This window comes from Aureliella helgolandensis, assembly GCF_007752135.1.
Taxonomy (GTDB): domain Bacteria; phylum Planctomycetota; class Planctomycetia; order Pirellulales; family Pirellulaceae; genus Aureliella; species Aureliella helgolandensis.
In genome coordinates, this window is sequence record NZ_CP036298.1 from 1,336,459 (window position 1) to 1,362,127 (window position 25,669).

Consider the following 25,669-nt stretch of genomic DNA (forward strand, 5'->3'; position numbering starts at 1 on the left):
GGTTGGAGCATTCCACGGCGTACGAACCGCAAAACGCAATTGCCTTGCTGCCCATACCGAACCACATTGATGAATCAACAGCCACCACCCGAAAATCCGTACGCGCCTACGAACACGTCGACTTGGGAAGCGGGCTTCGATCCACTGGCAGGGGATGATGAAGCGATTCGGCGAAAGTATTTGTCGCATGAGGCATCTGTTAAATCGATCGGCTCGCTCTACATCTTGGGCTCGATCTTTACGGTGCTTGGCGGTGGGGCCGTAGGAATCGGTTTGGTCGCAGGGCTTGCCTCTGGGGATCTGGGAGCCTTCGAAGGGCTGCTCCTAGCGTTCGCGAGCGCCCTCTATTTCACTGTCTCAGCGGTACACCTGTTCGCCGCTTGGGGGCTCCGCAAGCTTGCGCCGTGGGGACGCATTATGGGCATTGTTCTGTCGTCGATCGGCCTGCTCGCCATTCCCGTTGGCACATTAATCTCTGCCTACTTCTTGTTCTTGCTGCTGTCGCGGAAGGGGAGATATGTTTTCACTGAGGAATACCGTTCGATCGTGGCCGCCACGCCTCATCTCAAATATCGAACTTCGATCGTGGTATGGGTATTCCTCGGCTTGCTCCTGCTGGCTTTAGTCCTGTTGGTGGTGGGAGCGCTAGCTGGAGTGAGCGTCTAGTAAATCTTGCAGGCGGTTGCGGTCGACGCCTTGGATGGCAAACCGCTTGTGGGAGTTGGTGGCACCGCTGAGTAATTGGACGCTCGACTTCGAGACCTTCAGCTCTTTGGCAAGAAGGGTGGCGATGGCTTGGTTGGCCTTGCCGTTTTCCGGTACTTGCGTCACGGCAATTTTGAGCATCCCGGCATGCACGCCTGCGATGCCGTTGCGTCGCGCCCCGGCCTGAGCCCGCACGGAGATGACGACACCGTCCTCGTTTTCTTGGATCTCAAGCATGATGGTAATCGATCCCTTCCCACAAGCTGGAGCCGATGCGAACTAGCGTTGCTCCCTCGGCGATTGCATCCGCAAAATCACCGCTCATGCCCATGGAGAGCTCTGTTAGGGAGATTGTGCTGGGGGCAGTTGCATTGAGCGTATCTCGCAGTTCACGGACGGCAGCAAATTCTCGTCGCGTTTGTGTCGCGGATGCTCCATGGGTGGACATGGCCATGAGTCCCGAAAGTTGCAAGCCGGGGAGGCTGTCGGCATGCTCCAGCAGCTCTACAAGCTGCGAGCGTGGGAGCCCGGTTTTGGATTGATCTTCGCTCACATTCACTTCAAGAAATGCGGTCAACACCGACCCCTGAGCGACGGCTGCCTCGCTCAATGCTTGTGCCAATCGCAGACTGTCGAGCGAGTGGATGCAGCGCAGCATAGGGAGAGTGCGACGGATTTTGTTGCGCTGCAGATGTCCGATCATGTGCCACTCCACTGCCGTGTGGCGCTCCTCGCAGAACTGGTATTTGTCCCACAACGACTGCGGCCGATTTTCTCCCAGTTGGTCGCAGCCAGCTTGGGTAAGCTGGTACGCGAATTCGGGTGGGACGTACTTGCTCACTCCGACGATCGTGACTTCAGATCGGTTGCGGCCAGAGGCCTCGCATGCCTCAGCCACCTGCTCCTGGACACGCAGCCAATTTTGGCGAATCACTTCCTGGGTTTGGGCGGTAGCATCCATGGTGTGCCCTAACGCTTAGCCGGTGCTTCCACATCGACCAACGTATCGGTTTCTCCTTCTTCGGAACAGAATTTGGCGGCATAGAAATCGGACAGGGTGTGCATCCCAAGTGCTGTTCTTCGAGTGGCAGGTGCGAGGGTGCGGTAGAGCAGCCATTGCTCCTTGGCAATTTGAACGCGATAGGCGGCAGCTTCGTCGGCGCCCACAACTCGGAGCTCTTCACCTACACTCAACCGCCGCCAGGTAAATTCCCGTTTGGCATGGGAGCCATTCAGGCTAATGAGTGTGGGCATGTACAATCTGCGTTTCCCTGAGATGGCTTGCTGAACGATCAAGTTCTCCGGTGTGGCGTCGAGGCTGCCTGTCTGCTGCTGCCGCCGCCATTCGGGGAGGAACAATGGCAGGACCATGCACTGGGCGCCCGAGTGAAGTTGGATCCTTCCCTCCGTGTTTTTCTCGCTTGGCATGAATTCGGCCCCACCCGCCAAGGGAATCTGTGCGGTGAGTGACCAGTCGCCGTCGGCATCGCCCAGTAGTGCGTCGGCAACGAGCAGCAGTTTGTCTTCTCGCAACAACATGAGCTGGCGCTGAATGCAAGCTTGATCCCCGAATTTTGCCTCTAGCTCAATGTAGTCGACATCCGCGTCGCTAAACCAACACAGCTCCTGCCATTCATCGACTTGCGGCTGCAAGGCGTTGTCGAGCCTGACCTCTGCGGTCCATTCTCCCGACAAAACGGATTGTCCTTTAGGGCCCAAAACCTCCATGCAGATATTGGTATCGGAAAAATCGAATGCGACCCGGCCTCCTTTATGAACCCAATCTGCCTGCATGCAAGCGCCCGCAGCATTCTCGCTGTAGTGAGTGAAGGGCGGCAGCTTGTCTGGATCGATTTTGCTTAACACTTCACTGCGTTTCTGGTTGCCGATGCCCGATAGGGCCATGGCATACTGCATCGGTTTGGAACCGCGGGTCTGCATGGCAAGCGCATTCCAAATCGCTTTGGAACGTGGGGGATTATTGCCGGCCGCGAGCAACTGAGTACCGTCGGGCCGGGCCCAGCGTGCAGCGTGCTTGAGTAAACGCGAGAGCGCCTTTTGCTGGGGAGGAAACCATTTGCGTAAGCCAAGCTCGTTCGCCAATATGCGACTTCGTAGCACACTCGCCAGCGAGGCACGCAAGTAGGTCGCTCCGTGCACCAGCCAGGGGGCCGCGTTGTCTAGGCTGCGTTCAAGATGTTCTGCCAAATTGTCCATCGCGGTACTTGCCTGCGCCAGGACCGTACGTTTCGAGGTGGCGGTGGCAATGCCGATGAGCAGGGGCAGTTCACACTGAAGAACCAGGTGGCACAAAACGGCTTCTTCAAGATCGGGTGTGTATTTGAGAATGCGGTCGTTGCAAGCCTGCAACCACCGCGTGAGCCATTCGTTTCCAGGCCGCTGGGCATGATCGGGAATTTGCCAAGCCAAGGCGGCGACCGCCAGGGCGGAGTGCGCGTAGGCGTCGGCTGTATCGAGCCATTGGAAGGCAATCGTCTCCAGAGGAACGCTCATCAGTCCCACCACATTATCGGGTGTTGAGGACTGGGGCTCGGTCGGCACTGCGGACTCGCTCTCAGTGGAGAGGATGGCAGCCAGTTTACGAGCCGACATACCGCTGCGCACAAGGACTTCGGCCTGCTCTTGAATCACTGAGGAAAACAGAAAGCTGTTCTCTGCATTGCAACCACTGGGCCATTTCAATCCGGAAAGTGCATGGCCAAAAGCGGCCCCCCAAACGTCTAGGGGTTGCGCGAGGGCCGCCTGAACTTGGGCCTTGAAGGGCGATGTGGGGCGTTTACGGCGTTTGGACTTGGTGGTGGGATCCTCGCGATCGGTCACAGTTTTTCCTTCAACATTTACTTGATAACGGGGATCGATCCAGTCCATGGTGAAGCCTGATTTATGGATTGTGATTCGGCCAATTTGCGGCGGGCACCACTCGGTGCCCTAAATCTGCGAATCTGATTTTCTGCTAGTATTATAGTGCGGCGCGGCACCATTTTGCTTGGATGGCTCACAATGTCAAAGACCGCAAGGTTCCTCTCTACGAATTTCACTTGGAATTTCCTCATATGAAAATCTTTCCCGTGCAGCGTATCTTAGCTTGGGGCACCCTGTCGGTACTTCCAGTCATGCTGCCAATGGAGCTTGCAGGCACCGCGGCCTGGGCACAAACCACGACGCAGACTGCGGAACAAACCACGGGACAAGTCACCGACCCTGCCGATGCCAAGGCGGCCAAGGGTGGTAACGCCAGCCTGACAGCAGAGGAGGAGGTTGAAGATGCCCCCCCTTCTCGGTGGCGCGGCGCTACCTACGATCGCCTGTTGGAGCAACTCAACAAAACCTTTGGTGAACCAAGGGGCATGGTTCGGCTTGATCCGGAGAGTCGCGTGTGGGCCGATAAAGCCAAGCGGCGCGTCGCCGTTGATGGTTTCATTGCGCTCAAGGAGGGGCAGCTCGAAATGCTAGCCTGCATCGCGGGCACCAAGGAACACGAATCGGTGGTGGCCGTATTTAGTCAGGCCAAGTTCGTCCATGCGGGGTTGCTCGCGGTGGGCGCCCAGAAGGGCCACCCTGTGAGATGGGAGCCCACCTACGCTCCGCCCACCGGCAGCGAAGTGAAGGTCACCGCTCTATGGGTCGATTCCGCCGGTAAGAAGCATGCGATTGATGCTCGAGAGTGGGTTCGCGAGGCAGGCACGGTAGATAAAACACTCGATACCAATTTCGTATTCGCAGGCAGCAGCCTGTGGACCGATCCCGAAACCGGAGAGCAGCTCTACCAAGCGGAGTCGGGTGACCTTATCTGTGTCGCCAATTTTTCCACGGCAACACTCGACGTGCCGCTCAAGAGCCTCAAAAGCAATTCCCTGCTTACCTTCATTGCGTTTAGCGAACGCATTCCCGATCCAGGAACTCCCGTCCGCCTCGTGTTGGAAGTGCTGGATGCGGAGGGAGCTGACGGGGCGGAAACCAACGCGGATGCAACGAACGATACGGGCAATCCGGCCCCCGGGACTACTGACGGCGCACAGAATTCTTCGCTTCCGGCCGCCCTGGCTGGCTACGAACGACTCTTGGAGTCTCCCGCAGAAGCCAGACAGGCCAGCCTGAAGAGTGAAAAGTGACCTCCGGGGATAACGGGCTGTTGATGTATTAACCCGCCTAGGCTGTGAATTTTTAGCCAAGTGGTTTGCAAATTAATTTTGGGCGCTACAACTATAGCATGAATACTCAAAAACCATCGCAGCTTGCTCGTGTTTCCCGCCCCCATCGTATTCAAGTGGAAATGCACATGCTTTCACTTGAAGATATGCTTCCGCGCGACCATCGTGCTCGCATTGTCTGGTCGTTTGTCAAAACGTTGGACCTAGAACCTCTGTATGAAAAGATCGTTGTCACCAAGAGCACCGTTGGCCGCAATAGTATTGCGCCGGAGATACTGGTTTCACTGTGGCTTCTGGCAACCTTGGATGGCATCGGCACAGCCCGAGAACTTGGTCGCCGATGCGAGACGGACATAGCCTATCTATGGACGCTCGGAAATGTCACGGTCAATTATCACACGTTGAGCGACTTTCGAGTGGAGAACGGAGCATTCTTGGAGAAGACGCTCGTTGACACGGTTGCCTCGTTGGTCGCCCAAGGTCTGGTGCCCCTGGAGACCATTGCCCAAGACGGAATGCGCGTTCGGGCTAGTGCAGGCAGTAGTTCGTTTCGCCGCAAGCCGACGCTTGAGTCATTGCAGCAGCAGGCTCAGGCTCACGTAGATAGATTGAAGAAAGAATCCGAGAACGAATGCGATCGTTCCGATGGAGACGCACGTCGCCAAGCGGCAGTCGAACGAGCATCGCGTGAGCGTCAAGAGCGATTAGATGAGGCTTTGCGACAGTTTGAGGAGCTTAGTAAGCAGCGCGAGTCTCGGAGAAAAGGTGACGGCGAAAAGACTCGCGTGAGCACTACGGACCCTGACGCCCGTAATATGAAGATGGCCAATGGTGGCTTCGATCCGGCCTTCAACGTCCAGTTCGCAACCGATGCTGACTCGCGAGTAATAGTCGCTGTCGATGTTATCAACTCGGGAACTGACAGTGGCCAAATGGCACCAATGCACGAGAAAGTGTGCTCAACTTACGACAAGACACCCAAGACGCAATTGGTCGATTCCGCTTACGCAACCAAGGGCGATGTTAAGACCGTGGAGTCTAAAGGGACCGAAGTCGTCTCCACGATCCCCCGTGGATCGGTATTGGAAAGCAAAGGCAAAGATCCTCACGCGCAGCAACCTGGCGAAAGCGACGAATACACAGCGTTTCGCGCGAGAATGGCCAAAGAGGAATACAAAGAGCTTTACAAGACGCGCCCGTCGGTTGCCGAGTTTCCCAATGCGGACTGCCGCAATCGGAACCTTCGGCAATTCAAAGTTCGAGGACTGGTGAAGGTCAAAGCGGTAGCGCTATGGCATGCCGTGGCCTTTAACTTCACACGCATGGTAAACCTGGGGGCCTTGGCAATCTAAGCAGTTGCAAGGCAACCGCTTGGTTGAGAAATAACACAACTCGAAGAGATGAGCATGATGGACACGAGCTAACTTGCTGGCCAACAATCCGACCAGGTAAGACTTTCAGCCGCCAATTCGAAAAAATTTCGTGGTTGGAATACCAAAAGAGTCCGTTGGTGAAAAAACTTCACAGCCTAGCCGCGTCACGGGCTGTTGATGTAATAGCAATTTGTATTTTAACGCGGAGGTTGCGTCCCCAACTGCCTTGTAGCGGCAACTATCTTTCCTTGCGCACGCAGCGGGTTTACTATTTCGACAGCCCGGTCAGCAAGGATAGGTGGTCACCACTGCAGGGCGATTGGGGGTGCTACCTGCACGTTAAAGCTCAAGACGCTATTAAATCAACAGCCCGAGAACCTAAGGGAAATTTGCGGACGGGTAAGGGAGGCCTATTGAGGGACTGCTTGGGCGGGCGGCGGTAAGTCGAATAACGCCCCCTCTGAAGCTGCCTCTACGACCTCACAACCGAGCCAGCCACTCGTTTCCTCGACTCGCACTCCTAAAACGATTTCGTGCAAACCGGTGGTCAGCATGATGGGCGTTCCAGCTTGCGGAGTCGGTTCAGGTCGTGTGTCGATCCAATACGAGATGGCGGATGGAGATTCGCTGAATCGCAGGTTCACTGCTCCCGGCTTCTTGCAATCGATCGTGAATTTCAGAAATACCGTCCGAGGGACCTCGCGGTGTGGTTGAAAAACAGCCGCTTCGTGGAGTGGCAATCTGCCCTGGACCGTCGTGCTCAGCATGCCCCAAGTCAGGGAAGGATCGTCGGTCGCAGCGGTATCCCAGCTGGTACGATTCAGGCGAGAGTTCGCTTCTGGGGTCCACAGGAGGGTTTCATAATTGCGGACCCAGTTCTTGGTGTCGACCGTGTATTCCGCTTGTTTGCCCAGGCTGGAAAGGAAGGCCAGGAGGTCCGCCAACTCCGCCTCGGACAATTGATCCACCAGGCCGGCAGGCATCAACGATTTGCCGTCGCGGCTTTCCAGGATCGTGTCGGTCGGTAGCGTTCGCAGTGAGCCGTCGGCCAATTGGAGTGTCAACGCTTGGGGGGTCTTGGTTTTCTGTAGCCCGCTGACGATTTCATCGTCGTCGAGCAGGACGCTGAGCGTTTGAAAGCCCTCTTTGACCTTGGCGCTTGGGTCGATCAGGGATTCAAGCACATAGTCCGCTGACGAACTGGCGCCCAAGCTAACGAGATTGGGACCAATGGCGATACCACTCTGCCCAATCGCATGGCAATTGACACACTGCAGTTTGCCACGCCGGTAAATCTGCTCACCGTTGGCGGGATCACCTTCGCGTTGCATCAGCCCCAGCATCTCCTGGGTGAACTCGGGAGAGATTTTCCAGCCTGCGTTTTCAAGTCCGGTCGAGCGAATAATGCTCTGTTCCAGCTCGGGCGATGATTGCGAGTTGAGACGCACCGCAGCGAGCAGGTCGCGAGCGCGGTCCGGCGACCAATCCGCTTTCTGGGTTCCCGCGATGGCCTTCTTGAGTGCCGCCGCGCCTGACTTGGAATTGAGAATGGCCGTCAGCGCTTCGTCGGCTCCCGCAGGTGTCCCGTTGGAAGCAGGATCTTGCAGTAGAGCCAGCAGGGATTTGCAGGCAGCCGCGGTGTCGTAGCTGCCCAGAGCCGCAATCGCCACGCCGCGCAGCTCTATGTTGGCCGAACGATCTTCAGCTAACGCTTCCACTTGCAAGCGTCCTTCCGGGGCAGGCAGCGCAGCCAGTGCACCCGCCGTTGCTCGGGCCATCGCCACGTCTTCGGAGGCTACTGCCGTTTGCAGCCAATTGCTTAGGGTTTGCGCGGTTTGGACTACCTTCCACTGGCCCAGTACCTCGGAGAGTGCGATGCGAAACTGCCGATTGGAATCCTGCTCGACCGGCAAGTCTGCAGAGCTAGCGGGGAGCCACGCTGCCACGCCGCTGGGAACCATGTTGCGAGCCTTGGCTTGGGCACCCACAATTCTCAGGAGACGGCTACCCTCTTCGGTTCCCCTGGGGGCTGCATTGCAAATCCAGTGCGCCAGCGCTCCCAAACCTTGGGCATCACCCTTGGCAGCGATCAACTCCACCCAACGCTCTCTAAACTCAGCGGGTTGATCGGCAATTTGCTGCACCAGCACTTTGGCTACGGAAGGACTCGTGGCAGCATCGGTCAGTGCTTGCAGGCTGCGCAGGTCGGTAACCGAAAGCTCGCCACTCTCGAAGGCCGGCAACCACTGGGACTCCGTGTCACGCAGGCCATTCCAGATGGCGAATTTCAAGTATTGATCTTGTTCTGGCCGCTGGGCAGCTTGCAAAATGCCCTGCACTGCAGCCAGCGAGGCGGAGCGATGCAAGCCACAGACCGCCTCCAACACCACTTGATCATCGGTGTCGTCGATCGCCGAGAGCAGCCAGGCTTCAGCCTCAGGAATCGAACTCTGTTGTTCGCCGATCACGCGCAGCGCTGCAGCTCGCACGCGTGGATCCTCCGCCTGCCGCAGTTCGCCGACAAGACTCGGTTCGAAACGATGTTGCGCCAGCGATAACCACATTCGCTGCAATTGACGACTTGGGTCTGCCGCTGGGGCCTCGGAGAGTTTCGCCAGTACGGAATCGACCTTGCCGGGCTCTCGCTGGGCCAGCTCTTGCCTCGCAAACTGACGCTCCCAAAGGGCGGAACTGGTTAAACGCTCTGCCAGCTGCGATTCCGTCAAAGTGGCGTAAGCGGGGCGCTTCGTAGCGGTGTGACCCTTGGCGGTAATTCGCCAGATGCGACCATGCTCGGTATCGCGACGTGGATCTCGGAAATCGACTTCTCCATGCTGGATGATGGGATTGTACCAATCGGCAACATAGATGGCGCCATCGGGGCCCATCTTGACATCAATGGGGCGAAAGGCGATGTGCTCGCTGCGAATCAACTCCGGCAGTTGGACGCTGCGGTAGCCAGCGCCCTGCTTTTCGATCTTAAACATGCACACCCGGTGGCCGCGGAAGTCGTTGGTCACCAAGACGCCTTGGTAATCCTCTGGCATGGCCGAACCACTGAGGATTTCCAGACCGCAATGCTTGGGGCTGCCCGGGTTTAAACCGCTCAGCCAACGCGTTGCACCTGGGCTGGTCACGAATACAGCGCCAGGAAAGGTGTAGTTGATGCCATCGAAATAGGCGCCGTCGGTAGCGAAGGATTGACCGTAGGGGTCGATTGCATGCCCCCAAGGATTAACAAACCCCTTGCAAAAGATTTCCAATTCACTGGTGTGGGGATCGAAATTCCAAATCCCGCCACCGTCAAGGTGCTTGATGCCGTAAGGGGTCTCCAGGTGGCTGTGGATATAGATCGACTGATTCATTGACATGCGGCCGTCGGGACGCCAGCGGGGAGTGTGTAGCAGGTGGTGGGTGTCCTCGGTGCCAAAGCCGCTGAGGATCGTGCGTCGCTGGTCCGCCTTGCCATCCCCGTCAGTATCCGACAAGTGAATCAACTGGGTACTGTTGGCAACGTACACGCCGCCATCACCGGGCAGGACTCCAGTGGGGATCATTAGGTCATCTGCAAACACCGTGCGTTTGTCGGCTACGCCGTCGCCATTGGTGTCTTCCAGCACGATCAACTCGTCGGTCGGCTCGGCACCAGGTTGCAACTGAGGATAGTGCTTACTGGCTGCAATCCACAGTCGCCCCTCTGCGTCCCAATTCATGTGGATGGGGCTGGCGATGTCTGGATCGGCCGCAAATAGGTTGACTTCGAATCCCTCCGCCACTTGCATCGCAGCCAATTCGGCCACGGGATCCGGTTGGGGAATGTCGGTTAAATCGCGTTGGGCATGGGCAGGAGTCGTACAAACACACCAGCTGAGGCTTGCCAACAAGCACCTCCAAGAACGCTTCCAGCTCGCAGAGAGCTGATTCAGGCTGGCGCTGCGATCTCGAGAGTGGGGAATCATGGTGGGATGGGGGTGCGGCACGAAGGCTGCTCCTTCAATCGCGAGGAGGTTGGGGGAGGGAAATGGTCGACCAACCGAAGTCGGGTTCCCTATTCTACCCAACCCTAGCCCAGTTGGGCGAAGGGCCCGTGTAAAACAAAACTATCGCCCTGCACTCTCCGGCTTGTCGGAATGGCAACCCGCCGCCGCGTGACGGGCTGTTGAAATAGTAACCCGCCGCGTGAGCAAGGAAAGGTAACCTCCGCTACAAGTCAATTAAGGATGCTACCTCCGCATTAAAATTCAAATTGCTATTAAATCAACAGCCCGTTTAAAGATGAAAACGCAATTAAATCAACAGGCCGTCTCCCTAGCTTTTCTAAAAATCCCGCGCCGGCGGGGCCACCTAGTCGTCCACACTGGTTGTGCGACACGGCGTGGAAGTACCCAGGGTATCGAACGTCAGCTCGAACCTCGCTAGATATTTGCGCAGGCGGTCCGCATCGTTCGGTTTGGCCTTTTCGAGACGGCTCACGGCAAAAAGGGTGCGGCCGGCATCGGACAGGGAATCAGACTCGCGGCAGACTCTCACGACATCCAGCAGTTGGGCCATTTCGAAGCGATCCAGAGCGGCTAACTGGATGGTGGACAGGACGCTGCTCAGCTCAGAAGTCTGCAGGTCGGTGTCGCCGCCGTGGGGGGCGGCGGAGCCTCGCTGCCAAGCTTGCTTTAGTCGGGCGATCTCGTGCTCCACATCGACCACCGTAATGCGTCCTCCGTCGGCCAGCGTTGCCATGCGGGTTACGGCAGCGGTCAGATCGCGAAAGTTGCCGAGCCAACGCGCTTCGGAGCTGACGGCGAACTGCATGAAAGTCTGCCGCGCCTCTTTGCCCATCGCCACCTTGCGACCTTCGGATGCCGCGAAACGCTCCAGTTCGTAATCGAGGTTCGGCTCGATATCCTCTCGGCGATCGATGAGCCCTGGCAGGTTAAACGTCCAGAGGTTGATGCGCGCGAGCAGATCCTCTCGGAAGGCCCCGCTGGCGACCGCCTGCTGCAAATCGCGATTGGTTCCCGCGATCAGCAGAAATTGGCTAATCGTTTCTCGGTCGGCGCCGACCGGAAGGTACTTCCGCTCCTCAATCGCTAGCAACAACATGGCTTGCTCATCCAGACCGAGCTCACCGACTTCATCCAAAAACAGCATGCCGCCATGCGCCTCTTTGAGAAGCCCGGCGCGAGCGGTTTGAGCCCCGGTAAAAGCTCCCTTGGTGTGCCCGAATAGGGTCGACATCGCGCCATCTCCCCGCAGGGTTGCGCAGTTGACTTCGACAAGTCGACCCGCGAATTGAGCTCGTTGCCGCTTGAGTTCGTAGATTCGGCGAGCCAATTGCGTTTTGCCTGCCCCGGTCGGCCCGGTGAGCAGCACCGGAGCATTGCTTTGGATCGCGACCCGTTCGATACGATCGATAATGGTGTTGTAGTTTGCCGAACGCGTTGAAATGCCCGATTTCAGAAAGGCGCTGCCCGAATCATGCTCCACCTGAAAGCGGGCGGCAATGCGATCGTACTTGGAGAGATCCAAGTCGATCCGATTGTAGGTTCCCGGTCCCTCCCCCTTGCGCTTGGGCGGCGAAGCTTGCAGGAGTTGTCCTGGTAAGTGCCGCGATTCGCACAGCAGAAACATGCAGATCTGCTGGACATGCGTCCCAGTCGTGATATGCAGGAGCAGACGTTCTTTCTCGAGATCGCAGACCAGCTCGGCAGCCAGATTGAATAGCGAATCGTAGGTGGATTCGAAATCCCAAGGATCCTTCAAATCCAGTAGGTGTAGCCGAACGGCTGTCTCGGGTGAGATTTGCTGGATATCCCGGCTTACCTGCTCGGCCAATCCGACGTCGCGCGGTAAATACAGCAGGTCGAATCGATCGACCAATAAGTCTTCATGCTGGCAAATCGCCACGCTGGGCCGCCACGCGTCCCAACGCCTGCCGCGCTGCCCCGCGTCGAGCCGGGAACCGAGGATGCCTAACACCACGTTCTTCATTGGTTTTATACTCCAGTATAGGTTCTATCCTGTAGTATACAGGGCGTGAGGTGGGCGGGAGCCGTGTGGGGGTAGGCATGGAGTTTGTTGTTTTTATAAAGTGTTTGTTGGTATAGGGTTGTGGTTTTTCGTCAAGCCTCTCAGTCTGTCTGGCATGCGGCGTGCTACAGACGATTCTAAAGTCCCGCATGGGGCTAGTGCTTTGTCACAGCTTAATTTTAGGGTTGCCCGGGAAAAGGTGTCGGACACCTTTTCCCAATGCATGCTGGACCCTAATTCTAAGTTGGGACACAGCACTCGTATTCCAGCATTCTAAAAAAGGGAGAGTTTATGTCAGCGTCCGAAGCCATTATCGCAACAGGCGAAGCCACGGGGATTTTGCCGACCGGCGCATCGCGGACACCCATCACGGTGATCGGGACTCAAGCCATTCGCGAGACCTTCGATGATCTGTGTATTCAGCAAGCGATCAACAGTCGCAATGCACCGGGAGTCACACAAGTCGTATTGAACCCAGATGCACACTGTGGTTACGGTGCGCCCATTGGGTGCGTGATGGTCTCGCCATCGCACATCTACCCAGGGCCCGTGGGCGTCGATATCAAGTGTTCGATGAGCCTCCTGCAGTTGGATATTCCCGCTGAGGAGATTGAGGATCGTCGCGTTCGTCGAGCGTTAATCGATGCAATTTGCGAGCGCACCCCCACGGGGGCAGGACGGGGGGCACGCCACGTTGCCAAGGGCCGTGTCGTGGACGAGCGGCTAGGTGTCGAAGCGCTGGTGTCGGGTGCGAGCTTGTCGGTCTGTCAGCAGATGGGGATTCCTCCCGAATGGGCGGAGCGCTGTGAGGATTCCGCGCACCTCGCGCATGACCATACCGCAGACTCGCTCGCGATGCGGCTCGAAGAACTTCGCTTTCGCAATGCCTTTCCGAATTTTTGCCAGAAGATCCATCAGTTGGGATCCTATGGTGGTGGAAACCACTTTGGAGAGTGCGAGGTCGTCGAGCTTCGAGATCGAGAGCCAGACACGCTTCAGGCAGCCAACGCGTTTGGTTTGCGAGATGGCCATGTCGCCTTCCTTTCCCACTGTGGTTCCCGTGGGATTGGTCATCAGTTGGCGATGGGGCAGTTCCGTGAATTGCAGTGCAAGTTCGCCGAGTGGGGGATTCCCCTGCCAGGCGGCGATCGTGAACTGGTGTATGCGCCGTTGGGTTCTCCTGAAGCCGATGCCTACATTGACGACATGTCCTTGGGAGCAAACTTTGCCACGGTCAATCATCTAATGATCAACGCCTTGGTCTTGGAGGCGTTTCAAGAAGTGCTGCCAGGCTGCACGGGAAGCTTGGTCTACTTCATCAGTCACAACATTGCTCGCAAGGAGATTGTCGATCATCGGCCGGCATGGGTTCACCGCAAGGGAGCGACGCGCGCCTTCCCAGCGGGCCATCATGCGTTGGCGGACACGCCGTTTGCGGAAACTGGGCATCCCATCCTGTTGCCCGGGAACCCGCAAGCCGGCTCGAGTGTCATGGTTGCGACGCAAGGGGCGGAGAAGAGCTGTTACAGTGTGAATCATGGTGCCGGACGTCGACTGGGCCGCAAGCGAGCCATTCGAGAGTTGGATCAAAAAGCGGTGGACCAGTCCTTTGACGCGGCTGACATCCTGACGAACTGTCGCCAGTACCCACGAGATGAAGCCCCCGCTACCTATAAGGATTTCGAGGAGGTGTTGCGAAGTGTGGAGAAGGCGGATCTTGCCCGAGAGGTCGCTCGGCTGCGGGCTAAATTTGTGATTAAGGATGGGAGTGCTGCGGATGATTGAGCCAAGGTGTGACGAACTGTTGGAAATCGACGGTGCGACCGGCGAGGGGGGCGGGCAAATTGTCCGCACTTCGCTGGGGCTGTCGATGGTGACGGGGCGTCCTGTCCGCATTGAAAATATTCGCGCTCGCAGAAATAAGCCAGGGCTCATGCGCCAACACTTGACTGCCTTACTCGCAGCTCAAGAAATCTGCAGTGCTCGGGTCGAAGGGGCAGAGGTTGAGAGCACGACGGTCCATTTTCAACCGGGAGAGCCGCGCGGCGGGGATTACGAGTACCACGTGGGCTCTGCCGGAAGTGCCACACTGGTATTGCAAACCATCTTGCCCGCTCTGCTGACTGTCGCATCACCTAGTCGCTTGACGCTGAGTGGTGGAACGCACAATCCGTGGGCTCCGCCCTTTGACTTTTTGGACAAGAGCTTCCTGCCCTTGGTGAGTCGTCTGGGGCCGCAGGTCTCCGCGGAATTGAAACGTTTTGGGTTCTATCCGGCCGGAGGTGGCGTCTTGGAAATCGCTATTGATCCGGCCGAGAGATTGCAGCCGTTCGACCTACTCGAGCGTGGATCGCAGACGACCCACATGGTGCAAGCCGTTGTTTCTGATCTGCCTGCGGAGATTGGGAGGCGAGAGTTGTCGATCGCGGTCCGTCGCTTGGGATGGGAGGAGCACGACGGGGAGCTGGTGCATCGAGAACAGGGAGACGGCCCTGGGAACGTGCTGATGATCCAAGCGGAGTTCGAGCAGCTCAATTGCGTCTTCACCGCCTTTGGTCGTGTGGGTGTTTCCGGTGAGCAAGTCGCTCGCGACGTCGTGAAGCAATATCGTCGTTATGAGAAGTTCGGTGCCGTGGTGGATGAGCACTTGTGCGACCAATGGATGCTGCTCTTGGGACTCGCCGTCGCTAGTTCAGGAACGTCTGCAGCCTTCTTGACGAGCCCCTTGTCGCGGCATAGCCAGACGCAACGGGAATTGATTGAGCGTTTTTTACCCGTTGAATTTCAAACGGCACCGCAAGGTGCGGCGAGCTGTGTTACTTGCCGCCGCCTCCCGGAGTAGCCTAGCAAGTGTTGCGGATGCGAAGAACCCATTGCAAACCCGTTCCTCTCGTTCTCTTCCGCCATTTTCTAATCTTCGATTGCCAGTGCATGGTCTCTGTTGAGCAATGTTCTTGGGAGGTGGCTGACGCCATCCTCTCTGCCGTCAACACCTCTATTAACCAGCCTCAGGGCAACCGCTGGAGAAAGGCTATTGGGGAAGGAAGCTCGTAACACCACCCGCCATCGGTATCTGGGGGCTTAACTCTTTGCGAACGCTGCCCCAAGATGGCGTTGGTCGCTCTTCAATAAGGAGCAAAGTCGTTGATTCCGCCGGGGCAAGCCCGAAGCGGAGATCCAACGGCAAGGGCCGTGGTGGTGGGTAGCCACCAGTTGTTGCACCGCCCGGGCAAGCCGGACGGAAGCAAAATTGCTTGGCTCGTAGAATTGCTTGTCACACTCAGAGACACGCGTTGATGACAGCTTCCGCTTCCACCCCTGCTTCCACCCTGCTTCCACCGGGCTTCCGCCGGGCTTCCACCGGGCTTCCGCCGGGCTTGCCCCGGATCGGAGCGCACAACTGGTAGCTACCATTATCATCAATCGGGCTCATCGGCCTCCGTCACAGGCTTGTCCCGGCGGTGCCAGCGATTGGATTCGTCCGGAAGAAGGTGTCTGTTCGGACCCCTTTTACCGAACGCTCGCTGAACCCTAATTCTTGGAGTTGACGATGCACGAGGCCTCGTAAGGGGACTTGCCACTTGCTGGGCACTACTCCTCCAAGGTCCGTCTCGGGGAGACGGACCTTGGTGAGGGCGGCTACCGGAGCGTTGAGGAACTACTCTTGGTAGACTTCGTGGCTGGCGTTTCCACCACTGCGGAGATAGGCCAGGATGTCCGCGATCTCTTCGACCGTGAAGGTGTTTAGTAGACCTGCGGGCATCATGGACAACGGAGACGGGCGTCGTTCGAGAATGTCGTCCACGTTGATGTCGGTGAAATCACCGGGAGCGAGCATGTTCGTGACGACTTTGATGGTGTCGCCGCTGAGGTTCGCGACGCGTCCGGTAATTACCGCATCTTCGGTTAGGAACTGCGTGGCTTGGTATTGATCGCTGATCACTTTGTTGGGCTCTACAATCGAGCTTAGCAAATCGGTCTCGTTGAAACGTCCACCGGCAGCGGTCAGGTCGGGACCTTGAATACCACCCTCTCCGGTAAAGCGGTGGCATTTGAAGCACTGCGCCGTGGCCGTCAGGCTTCTTCCCTTGGCGAAGTCCGGTTTGGTCTTCAGCTTCGCAAGTTCCGCTTGCAGTCCAGCGACCGTCCATTCCGCCACGACTTCGCGTGGAGTGAGATCTTCCAGCGGATCTCGCGGTGCTGGCATGTTGCCCGCCAAGTCGCCGAGTGCAGCGATCTGAGCTTCATCCAAATTGTCCAAGGCGGCTTGGCGAATATTGTTTAAGAAGCCACCAAACGATGCGCCACCACGAGCACTAGCCACGTCAAAGAACCATTGGAAGTAGTCCTTGCGCGTTTCGGGCGTCCAACCTTGGGAGACGTCTCGCAGGCAAAACGCGTAGTGGATTTGGTCCTCTTGCGAGCTTGCCAAATGCATCTGCTCTACGACGCGAGGGATAATATTCGGTGCATTCAGATAGCACAACGTGGCCGCCAATTCGCGATTCACCATGCCGGCCTGGGAGGGGAAGGCACCGTCGAGCTGGGCTAAGACTTCTGTTCTTTGTTCTGGCGTGGGGGCTCCAAGTCGGATCCACAATAGGTTGTGAGCTCGAATCAGTTCCAGCCGCGTCGCGATGGGCAGCGAGCCAAAGTCCAGCTTGCACAATTTGCTTTGGAGAGCGGATTGATCTTGTGTGGATCGGACGCGCGAGAGTGCATACGCGACGTTGATCAATGCGAGGGGGTCCGTCAGCTCAAGCGCTGCTGCACGCCAGGATTCCACCGGCTGATGTTCGAGAGCGATGCGGGCGGCAAAGCGAATCGTCCGATCGCTATTGCCCAAGTTGGCGAGGGCTAAAGGAATCGCGTCGGCATCGGCATGCCCGTGGAAGGATTCCAGTTGGTGACGCAAGTTGCGGGCGGCGATAGCGGCCTCAGCGTCAACCGAAGTGCTCGGCGCGGTCGACTCGCTACCGGTGTACTTGACTCGGTACAGTGCCGAAGCAGTGCGGCGACCACCGACGGCAAAATACAACTCGCCATCTTGAGGGCGTACTACCAAATCGGTGACTGGCATTGGAGCGGCGGTGACAAACGATTCCATCTCAGCCGTGTAGGTCGCGCCTTGCGCTTGCATGTGGACTGCGTAGATAACGCCGTAGCTCCAATCGCAAATGAAGAGAGCGTTTTGATATTTGGCGGGGAAGTTAGCACCAGTACCGAAGGCGATTCCGGTCGGTGAACCGGGGCCGATATTCAGTACGGCAGCCACGCTGTCGCCATAATACGCAGGCCATTTGCCCGTTCCATTGCGCCAGCCAAACTCAGCACCACTCTGCACGTGATTGACGCGTGTGGGGCGATACCAGGGGGTTCCAATGTCCCATTCCATGTCGGCATCGTAGGTGAACAGCTCTCCAGCGGCGTTGAAGGCCAAGTCGTACTCGTTGCGAAATCCGGTTGCCACCAACTCAACGTTGGACCCATCCGGATCCATGCGGCAAATCCAGCCACCGGGAGCCAGGCGGCCGGCCATGTGGCCGCGAGCGTCAGGAAGTCGGCCGAGCAGGTGGTCTTCGTACCACCGGCGAGGCACGACACTGGCTGTCGCCGATTCTGGGACATCGACTTGATTTCCACTGCAGAAGTAGATTTGCTTTCCATCGGGGGAAAGTACCAGAGCGTGAGGTCCGTGCTCTCCAGCCTTGTCGGACATGGGGACGATGTACTCCACCTTGTCGTACTGATCATCGCCGGTGGTGTCGCGCAAGCGGTAAACGCCTGGTCCGATCGCTTCTGTTCCCGCGCGCTCTTTGGAGCCAGCATTGATGTTGATGTAGAGTGAATCGAAAGCGCACAGCATACCTTGAGCGAGGCCGATATTCACTTCCAACTGTTCGACTTGAGCCGCACCGGCATCATCCAGGGTGACGCGGTAGAGCTTCCCGTATTGATCGCTGGCAATAATGCGTCCCTGAGGATCGACGCACATGGATACCCAAGAGCCTTGATCTGCAGCCGAGATGTCGTGGACCAATTCGACCTCGAAACCAGCTACCGTACGAAAGGTTCCTGCTGCGGTGCTGTCGGCCTGGCAGGCGGCTTGCAGGGCTAAACTTGCGATGCCAGTTAAGCAAACTATGGAAAATCTTTTGATGTAGGACACGATATTTCTTCGCATTTGGGGGGGATCCAGGAGGGAGGCGAACATGTTGTGAGAATTTTGCTACACCACTATGCAAAAAACTGGTCCGTTATGCAAGCTGTCTGCCGGATCGCGTGCCTTAAGGTTGTCGCCCCTGGTATTTAAATCCTCACCAACCTACAACGTTACCCAAGTACCAGTACGCCAAGCCAATTCGGTTTTCTATAATCGGAAAGATTTTGTTCGTTTCATCGACTGTGGCCCAGCCACGCAGTTGTAAAACGGCATAGTTGGCGGCTCGATTTAATGACGGCGACTCAATTAACGACTTGGAGTGAACGATGTCAATCACGTGGAAAGAACTTGGCGACGCATGGCTTGTAGAAGATGCTCAAGTTGCCCTTGGCTGGGACAGTGCTGACCATGATCCGGCCACCTCAGCGACACGTGATCAATTGCAAGATTATCTTCACATGCAATTGGCGGTAGCCGGACTGGCATTTCCCCAAGCATCGGGGCAACCCACGCTGTGGAGTGGTAGTCTGCTGTCGAATTTGCGCGAGAAAAATCGACTTTTGTTTGAGCATCGCGCGGCCATCGATGTTCGCATCGAGGGGTTTCTGAATTCCCATTTTGGCGACGCACCGATCGACAGCGCTCTAGCGCTGCCCCACCCCACGCTCTGCTTGGACCGCCATGGACTTGCGCGTTTGCTAAGTATTCCTCGCGATCGGGATGAATTTCGGAACGATCTGCTCTCGAGTTATCGCGTGCACAATGGCGTGGTGCACAATCCCAAGGCCGATCGCCGCACGACTCAGGGGACGTTTCACGTCTGTGAGGGGGGGCTCCCCATTCCCGACGACAAGCGGGCGGTTCCCAAGGCGATTTTCGCGCGTTTGTTCCAGCATGCGACCAATCCGCCCAGCGAATTGATGCGTCTGCCGTATTGTTCGACGACCGAGGGCAAGACCGAGTCCTTCGTCTCCCTGCTGGTCCGCCCGCTGGTTTGCCCAGCAGTGGAGGGGTTTTGCCGACACAAGACCATGGAGATTCGCTTCTTTGCCCCGGGGGGCTTGGTTAGCAATCTAGATTTTGTGGAATCGATTTTCGGCAACGCGGGCGATCCACTGCTTCCGGAAAATGACGCAGGGCTCGACGTTTTGCACTGGTCCGGCCATTCCGGCTGTGTCATCCTGGCCCCCCACCTCTGCCACTTGACCAAGCGTGAGCTCGGCTTGCCGCATTGGGATGATGCTACGGAGCGGCAGCGTCGCGATTCGATGTGCTATCGGGATGCAGCGGAGAAGTACAACGATGGCAGCGCCTTCAAAATTACTTGTCGCACTGCCGACGGAGTTATTGTGACGCTCATCGCCGACAACTACTTCGGCTACTGCAAAAAGGAGGTGAAGACGCAGATCAGTTATGCGGCCAACCTCATGGGGAATGTGGAAGAAGAGCATGCGGGGGGGGCACTCGCGTTCCCCAGTTGGGCTTTGGGGGACGAATTCCATGTCAATAGCCAGCGTTACAACGGCAGAACCTTTGATGATGTGCGGCAGGACTACCCCGAGTTTGTCGAGGCGTTTGCCGAGGGCTATGGGGTCGACCGCTTTTGCAAGTCGCTCTACTACATTCCAGAGAGCGCCAAGGCGAGTCTCTACGACCAGCAGATTCACTGGACGCGAGATGGTCAGCAGCACACGTTGCCGCTCCGGCCGGGCAATGTCTACATGGCGCCTAGCGGCTACCGAATTCGGATGGAAAAGCACCCTTCCGCTCCCTCCTGGCGACTGATTGGAAGTAGCGGGGAAGCCATCGTGTGCCACAAGCCCTGCACGGTCAGCGGTGGCGGGAAGAGTGAGATCAGTAAATCGCTGCGCGACTACATGCTCAGCGGCCCCATTTTCGTCAGCGATTTAGAGCGCGATTTTGAGTTGCTCGATGAATTGTTCACCAAGGATTATTCCACCCGTTGGCGCGACGACTCGCCTGAGAAGCCAAGCTACCAGAACAATACCAGCCGACCGATCCTCGATCCGCGACGTACTTTGGGAAGCGTGATCAAGCTGCTGACCCCCTCTCGGGAATTTACCGAGAGCTACAACAGCTGGCTGAAGAAATTGCCAGGCTATATCTATGCCATGGCCTTCATCATCAAGCGATTTTCCAAGCCGGAGTGGGAGGGGGACTGGAGGCACTTCTTCAGTGTCGACGTCGTCAATGGAGAACCGGGGCATGAATTGAAGTTCCAGAACCGGAAATTGGTCGGCATGTATTTGCGTGTCGGACTCGATAGCGATCGTCGTTGGCAGACTTACAAATTGCGTCAAGATTTCGCCGCCGCTGCCAAAATTCAGCTTGAAGACGACATTACCGCTTCGGTCGTGGTGCCCGGCCGGTTCCTCGATGGCCAGTTTTCAGACGACAATAGCTACAAATTTGTAGCCAATTGCGAGTATCGGCTGTTCCAGCGGCCCGACGATGCCATCCATCGTGGCCTGGATAAGCAGACCGAGAGGGATATGTCGCAGTTGAATAACTTCTTTTGCAACTTCGAGCCGCTCGATCGCGAGCAGGCTCAAGCAATCATCGCGGATGTGATGAGTTTTGATAATTACACTGAGCCGATGCAAGATATGCTTCGCGAGTCGGTGGAACAGGGTTCTGCCTACGTCGTCAGCTCGGCCCATCCGCGTTTGGTGAATGGTGCGCCCTCGAAGAACCAGCGTTATTTGCAAGACCGCCTTGATCTGGCTGACCCTCAGGAACGCTACATCGCCATGCGCAGTGTCCGCTTATTCCGCGGGCTTCCGGCCAATGCTCCCATCCATCAACCCGTTTCCGCGGTTCTCTCGGGCCGTCGCAATAATCCGCCAGACGCCGAAGCCGGCATACGATCCTTGGCCGTCTACAATCCAATTCACTACCAAGAATTGCCCGAATTGTTCATGGACTACATCTGCTCGCTGACGGGTAAGAGTCCATCAACGACCGGTGCCGGCAGTGAGGGTGCGTTGACGAAAGGTCCTTTCAATGCGTTGCTGCCCATCCACGATCTGAATGCTGCGGTGGTTAGCTCCATATTGACGCAGCTGGGCGGTTATTCGACTGCCGCCGGTTACATTGGTAGCCATATGGAAGTTGGTCACGACATCAGCTTCCTGGTCCCCGAGCTGTGGTGCCGCCTGTCAGCGGCCGAGAAGGATCCGCAGTTTTTGATCCGTGAGGGAATGCTGGAGCAGTTGACCGATTTCTCCCACGGCGGCCAGGAGGTCCTGGCCAGCCGACTGGGCTATCGTATCACCGCGCGCTTCGTGCGCCGCTTCTTCGGTCGGATGTTCGATAATCCGGACAAGGTCTTTGATGCCCGTATTTTGTGCCCCGAGACCCAGGATATGGAGGGCTACGTCGACGGTATCGCGCATATTGTCGAAGCCCAGCAGCGAGTCGCCAAGCATTACTTTGAGGATGGGAGCTACGAAGTGGCTGTCCCGCCTTTGCAAGCCATCCTGTCGATCATGGTTGAAGGGAACTGGCAAGGGAAGACTCTTGCTTCCCCGGAGGTTCGAGAGCTGTTCTCCAAGGACGGGATGCTTGCCAGTGATTGGTACCGCGCAAGGCTCATGGCCAAGCGGCACGCCGATATTCGGCTATGGCAGCGCCATAAGAAATATTTGACGAACTACAGCAAGCAATCGACTCACGCGGATGTCGTCAATCGCATGGACTTGAAGGCGCGCATTCTTCAGGCCAACGAACGCCTGGAATTCTTCAAGACTGACGAGTATTTGGAACGCATTGCAGGGACTTTGGGAACCGATCCCGCTTTGGTACACGAGGACTCGGTGAAAGCCTCGGTGGCCAAAGTCGTAGGCAGCTAGCGATCCGCCCTGCCGATGTTTCCTGGCAGGGAACCGCATTTTCGGGGAGTGGACGAGACGGCAAGTCTGTTCAAGCCCCGAAGCTGGGACCCGTTGAATAGTCCGCAGCGCGAAGCCGTGCTTCTAGTGCGGCCCGTGATTGCAGTGTGCCGACGCACATGATCCTGCGGGAGGCCGCAGTAGACGGTGCGGGATGTCGTTATTGCCGAGCATGCTTGCCCTAGTGCGATCACAGGGGGCGATGGTTGGTGAAGGGCGATCACGCGAGTTTCCACCTCCGGCAGCTTGACCGCTAGAGATCCTGGTACCGTTCTCGGTTGTCAGCCACTCAAGCCTGAAGCACCGGTTGAGACTACCTGGTGGGGGAGGATGGTTGTGAACGGTTGCGAGGTCCTTTTCAGCTCTAACTCGCAGGTCGCATCGCCCTGAGTTGTGTAAGCCGAATCGACCAATTGCGTCTTCGGGGACTTGCCGTAACTGGAGCACACTCGCTCGTGCATTGGGCCACTGTCAGTTCCCGAGTTTGTAACGTCGACAGCGACTAGTGCATTGTCAAAGCTTAACGGGCTGTTGAAATAGTAACCCGCCGCGTGAGCAAGGGAAGATAACCTCCGCTACAGGCCAACTAAGGATGCTACCTCCGCATTAAAATTCAAATTGCGATTAAATCAACAGCCCGTTAATGTTCGGGTTGCCCGGAAATTCGGGTTGCCCGGAAAAAGGTGTCCGACACCAAAATCCGGAACGGCCCTTCGGGTGCTTTGCACTTTTGGTGTCGGACACCTTTTTCCGAACGCTCGCTAAACCCTACTTCTTAGTCTTGGCAATGCACTAGGAGCATGCGAGTCGGCATTGGTTGCGAGCTGGACGTTGAAGACCGGATCGAAGCCACCCTTTGGCCATCTTCATCTTACGGGCGTCAGCGATCCGTCGCTCGGCGGGTTTCGACATCGACAAACTGTAGAGTTGCGAGTGTGCAGGATGTTTGCATTTTCTGAGCACCGGAGCCGCTGGTTATCTGGGCTTAGAATTGGTGCCCACGCTGGGGCCCACGCTCGGTTTGCGTAAGGATTTCGGGGCCCTCTTCCGTCATCAGGATGGAATGCTCAAACTGAGCGGAGAGCTGCCCATCTCGCGTGCGGACGGTCCAGCCATCCCCCTTGTCGAGCTTGGCAAATCGCGATCCAGCATTGATCATCGGTTCTACGGTAAAGCACATTCCAGGAAGCAGGCGTTGTTGCCGCGACTTTCGGTCGGGGAAGTGAGGGATGTTGGGAGGCTGGTGGAACATTTGTCCTAAGCCATGGCCCACGTATTCTCGGACCACGGTGAACCCGCGTTGCGTGGCTTCCGCCACAATGGTGTCACCAATCTCGCTGACCATGCAGCCTGGCGTGAGTGCATCGATGGCCAAGTACAAGCAGTCGAATGCTGCCTGCGTAACGGCGCGAGCGATCGCACTCCCCTCGCCGATGATGAAGGTTTCGGATTGATCGCCGTGCCAGCCATCGACAATGCTCGTAATGTCAATGTTGATGATATCCCCATCGGCCAAGACGGTTGCGTCGGGAATACCGTGGCAGATCACGTCATTCATGCTCGTGCAGCAGCTTTTGGTAAAGCCGAGATACCCGAGTGTCGCTGGCACGTGGCCGTGATCGAGGGTGTATTGGTGGATGATTTGGTCGATTTCCGCCGTGGTGATCCCAGGTTTGACGAAGTCGCGAACGTGATCGAGTAGCTGGGCGTTGAACCGGCCCGCCGCTCGCATCTTTTCACGTCCCTCGTAGCCGAGTAGTAATTTACGAGTCTGTTTGTCTTGTTGTAGCATGGGAATTCGGACCGTGATCGACCAGTGAGCAGTTCTGTTGCTGTTGTTTTGAGGGGGGCGGCAACAATCTCGCTCTTGCCCCTTACCTGACTTAGTATAGCCCGCGACGGCAAAGCTGTGAAAGTCAAAAATGTGTAGCGATGGCTGCGGCTAGCCCTTGCAGCGAGGCCTTGCTTGGATTTTGCGGCGGACGCTAGGAGGCTGAGCAAGGCTCAAATCGGTATCTCCGTGGTTCGGTCGCTGGGGGCCGTCTCCAGGCCTTCTGCCGGCTCGTGGTGGCTGGCATGGAGCCTCTTTGGTGGGCAGAACGTCTTCGTTCTCGCGCCATGGCCCCCCCTCCATCCCACGCGGGCCTGGCAGGCAGGCATCAGTACTGCATCGACACTCTCCCTGGGAATAGTTCAGCATCCATGTTCGCCATCAGCCAACTTCCCAACGCTTGGTGAATGGTATTGAATGGAGAGGGCCCGGAGCGCGTGGGTTCGTCAGGGGGATAGTGACTAGGGTTTATAAGGGAGGTAGGGGCGGATGGTAAAGATTTGGATCGACGCGGATGCGGCTCCACGCGACGTCAAAGAAATTATATTTCGCGCAGCCCGACGTCTGAAGGTCGATACGATTTTGGTCGCCAATCAGCCATTGGGGCTTCCTCCCAATGCCTCGATGGTGTCGAGCGTGACGGTCTCGGAAGGGGCAAATGAGGCGGATAAGTACATTGTCGAGCATGCGGAGGTGGGGGATATCGTCATTACGGCGGATATTCCCTTGGCTGCCCTGCTCGTCGAGAAATCGGTCGATGCGATCGACCCGCGCGGTGAGAAGTACACGGCGGACAATATTCGAACCCGGCTTTCCGTACGGGATTTTATGGATGACATGCGCGGGGCGGGAGCGGTGACTGGGGGGAGTCGTCCCTATGACGAAAAGGACAAAAAGGCGTTTGCGGCGACGTTCGATTCGACCCTAACCCGCGCATTGCGCAAGCATTAACACGTTTAAACGCCTAATTTGCCGCATTCTCCGCAATTCCCCTTGGCTTGCAGCGTCTTAAAGGGTACTCTTCTGTGGTCCCCTAGTTTTCCTTCAACAGTTGAAGAGATTTTGGGGATGCACTGGCTGGAAAGAAGCGAGTAACGCGGATTCATTGATTTGGAATAGCGTTTTCCGGCCGAACGGGTTTTTCTGCTAGAGTTGGATTCTCTCTCAGTCCCGCCGAACCACCGTCTTGGCTTGCGAGCTAGGCTATTGAGTTTTAAGTCAGCAGTTGTGTGAACTGCTTTGGAATAAGACTCGCGTCGTGGTGGACGCACAGAACTTTGTGACTTTCTTGTTTGTCCAGAGTTTACGGCGAACCGGTATTGGTTAATTCCGGATGGTGACGCGTAGTGGCCCGAGTTAAGTGGTCGCTGTTTTCGCGCCCTTCTGTGTTTTACTTGACCGGAGAGAGTTTGAGGAAGCCTTTCGCCAGCTCGACATTGATTCGTCAGAGCACTGTCTTCCCACAGCGTCGGGCCGTATGGCACTAGTCT

14 protein-coding genes are annotated in these 25,669 nt (G+C 57.0%); 7 read left to right on the forward strand and 7 right to left on the reverse strand.

Annotated elements, in window-relative coordinates; all coding sequences use genetic code 11:
• Positions 1-69 precede the first annotated feature (69 nt).
• Positions 70-666: a hypothetical protein gene (locus tag Q31a_RS04710; protein WP_145074751.1), complete on the forward strand. Its 597-nt coding sequence runs from the start codon at positions 70-72 to the stop codon at positions 664-666.
• Here the strand turns inward: Q31a_RS04710 and Q31a_RS04715 are convergent.
• From Q31a_RS04715 to Q31a_RS04725, 3 genes are read right to left on the reverse strand one after another with little or no spacing between them, the layout of a single operon-like run.
• Positions 646-942, reverse strand: coding sequence for a DUF167 domain-containing protein (locus Q31a_RS04715; RefSeq protein WP_145074754.1), 297 nt, complete (start codon positions 940-942; stop codon positions 646-648). The genes Q31a_RS04710 and Q31a_RS04715 overlap by 21 nt on opposite strands.
• Positions 935-1,666, reverse strand: coding sequence for a YggS family pyridoxal phosphate-dependent enzyme (locus Q31a_RS04720; RefSeq protein ID WP_145074757.1), 732 nt, complete (start codon positions 1,664-1,666; stop codon positions 935-937). The genes Q31a_RS04715 and Q31a_RS04720 overlap by 8 nt, the downstream gene beginning before the upstream one ends.
• An 8-nt stretch (positions 1,667-1,674) precedes the next feature.
• Complete coding sequence (locus Q31a_RS04725; RefSeq protein ID WP_231691068.1) at positions 1,675-3,594, reverse strand: hypothetical protein; 1,920 nt, start codon at positions 3,592-3,594, stop codon at positions 1,675-1,677.
• A 185-nt stretch (positions 3,595-3,779) separates the two neighbouring features.
• On the opposite strand from Q31a_RS04725, the gene Q31a_RS04730 reads away from it, so the two are divergent.
• The gene (locus Q31a_RS04730) at positions 3,780-4,838 is read left to right on the forward strand and encodes a YdjY domain-containing protein (protein ID WP_145074764.1); all 1,059 of its coding nucleotides are present in this window, start codon (positions 3,780-3,782) and stop codon (positions 4,836-4,838) included.
• Positions 4,839-4,936: 98 nt separating this feature from the next.
• On the forward strand, positions 4,937-6,229 hold the full coding sequence (locus tag Q31a_RS04735; protein WP_145074767.1) for an IS1182 family transposase: 1,293 nt from the start codon (positions 4,937-4,939) through the stop codon (positions 6,227-6,229).
• Positions 6,230-6,660: 431 nt separating this feature from the next.
• Here the strand turns inward: Q31a_RS04735 and Q31a_RS04740 are convergent, their stop codons facing one another.
• On the reverse strand, positions 6,661-10,230 hold the full coding sequence (locus Q31a_RS04740) for a PVC-type heme-binding CxxCH protein (protein WP_145074770.1): 3,570 nt from the start codon (positions 10,228-10,230) through the stop codon (positions 6,661-6,663).
• A gap of 364 nt (positions 10,231-10,594) precedes the next feature.
• Positions 10,595-12,235: an RNA repair transcriptional activator RtcR gene (rtcR, locus tag Q31a_RS04745; protein ID WP_145074773.1), complete on the reverse strand. Its 1,641-nt coding sequence runs from the start codon at positions 12,233-12,235 to the stop codon at positions 10,595-10,597.
• A gap of 330 nt (positions 12,236-12,565) precedes the next feature.
• On the opposite strand from rtcR, the gene Q31a_RS04750 reads away from it, so the two are divergent.
• Together Q31a_RS04750 and rtcA are read left to right on the forward strand one after the other, a co-directional pair.
• On the forward strand, positions 12,566-14,059 hold the full coding sequence (locus Q31a_RS04750; RefSeq protein ID WP_145074776.1) for an RtcB family protein: 1,494 nt from the start codon (positions 12,566-12,568) through the stop codon (positions 14,057-14,059).
• Complete coding sequence (gene rtcA, locus Q31a_RS04755) at positions 14,052-15,116, forward strand: RNA 3'-terminal phosphate cyclase (protein ID WP_197356214.1); 1,065 nt, start codon at positions 14,052-14,054, stop codon at positions 15,114-15,116. Before Q31a_RS04750 ends, rtcA begins: the two co-directional genes overlap by 8 nt.
• Before the next feature lie 816 nt (positions 15,117-15,932).
• Here the strand turns inward: rtcA and Q31a_RS04760 are convergent.
• Positions 15,933-18,458, reverse strand: a complete 2,526-nt coding sequence (locus tag Q31a_RS04760; RefSeq protein WP_145074779.1) for a c-type cytochrome — start codon at positions 18,456-18,458, stop codon at positions 15,933-15,935.
• 305 nt (positions 18,459-18,763) lie between these two features.
• Between Q31a_RS04760 and Q31a_RS04770 the strand changes: the two genes are divergently transcribed.
• Positions 18,764-22,309 carry a hypothetical protein gene (locus Q31a_RS04770; protein WP_197356216.1) on the forward strand — a complete coding sequence of 1,182 codons (3,546 nt, stop codon included), beginning with the start codon at positions 18,764-18,766 and terminating at the stop codon, positions 22,307-22,309.
• A 1,024-nt stretch (positions 22,310-23,333) separates the two neighbouring features.
• On the opposite strand, the gene map is transcribed toward Q31a_RS04770, so the two are convergent.
• A complete protein-coding gene (map, locus tag Q31a_RS04775) occupies positions 23,334-24,140 on the reverse strand; it encodes a type I methionyl aminopeptidase (protein WP_231691069.1) in 807 nt (268 codons plus the stop codon).
• A gap of 528 nt (positions 24,141-24,668) precedes the next feature.
• On the opposite strand from map, the gene Q31a_RS04780 reads away from it, so the two are divergent.
• Positions 24,669-25,130 (forward strand): YaiI/YqxD family protein, encoded by a 462-nt coding sequence (locus Q31a_RS04780; protein WP_145074790.1) that lies wholly within the window; start codon positions 24,669-24,671, stop codon positions 25,128-25,130.
• Positions 25,131-25,669: the final 539 nt, after the last annotated feature.